Annotated in this window: 1 protein-coding gene and 1 pseudogene; both read right to left on the bottom strand. The window is 43.1% G+C overall.

The window, feature by feature from the left end:
* Positions 1-108: pseudogene (locus tag R7P72_RS25965) on the bottom strand (type VI secretion protein); the annotation flags it as partial.
* A gap of 13 nt (positions 109-121) precedes the next feature.
* Positions 122-1058, bottom strand: a 937-nt coding sequence (gene tssI, locus R7P72_RS25960) for a type VI secretion system tip protein TssI/VgrG (protein WP_318111121.1), incomplete at its 5' end; no start/stop codon positions are given.

Raw genomic sequence — 1058 nt, 5'->3', positions numbered from 1 at the left:
TTTTACATTTGGAGACCCCATAACAACAGGGCCTCCAACATGAGGGATCTTGCCTGTTTTCTTTGGACAAAGGTGAAAACTTCCAATCACTGCTGCTGGTTTACCCATTCTAAGCTCCCTCTTAATTCAAAGAGATTTGTCCTGCTTTCAATGCGATTGCAGAGCCATTGATAGAAATCTTGTTGCCCTTAATGTTGATTTCGCCAGAACTCGACATTTGAATTGAGGCTCCACCGACTTTAATTTCAATACTTTTCCCTGCACTGAGGGACAGCACTTTGCCAGTGTCGGAGGTATAGTTTTCTCCCACTTTTAACATCGCATTTTTTCCAACGTCTTGAGTGACATCGTTGGTTACTTTCTCAACTTTATTGTTCTCAACCACAATATCTACGCAGTCTTCGACTAACATTTGGAACAACTTTTCTGCGTGAAGGTAAATGTGTTCTTCGCCAGGTTTATCTTCAAAGCGTAACTCGTTGAAATTTGCGTTTCCTTTTTGAACTGAGCGGGACTTAAAACCGCTTTGAGAACTTTTCTCTGGAAGAGAATACGGGGGCAACTGGCTCCCGTTATACAGCGCACCCGTGACAATAGGTTGATCTGGGTCGCCATTCACAAACTCTACGATAACCTCTTGCCCTACCCGAGGATGAAACACCGCACCCCATCCATTTCCGGCAACACTTTGAGCAACTCGAATCCAACACGAACTATTTACATCGTACTTACCCAAACGATCCCAATGGAACTGTACTTTTATTCTGCCATGTTTATCAACGTATACCTCACCGTCTTTATTACCAGTCACAATGGCTGTTTGAAGACCTTTAATTTGCGGTTTAGGGTAAGTAACCGCCGGCCTTAAAATGGTTTTAGAGTCCACACAAGTAAACGCAACACGAACACCTTGAGAAGCGGTGCCACCCAGACCAGTTTGATTAAACACCGAAGCAAAAATCGTCACAGAGGCCAAGACATATTCTTTTCCTACTCGCGATTTATCTTCGTGTTTTTTGAACTTAAAACATTTACCCACAGAAAAGGTTCGACAACTC

Origin of the sequence: Vibrio sp. Vb0888 (assembly GCF_033338835.1) — a bacterium.
Taxonomy (GTDB): domain Bacteria; phylum Pseudomonadota; class Gammaproteobacteria; order Enterobacterales; family Vibrionaceae; genus Vibrio; species Vibrio alginolyticus.
This window is presented reverse-complemented; position numbering and strand designations above follow the sequence as displayed.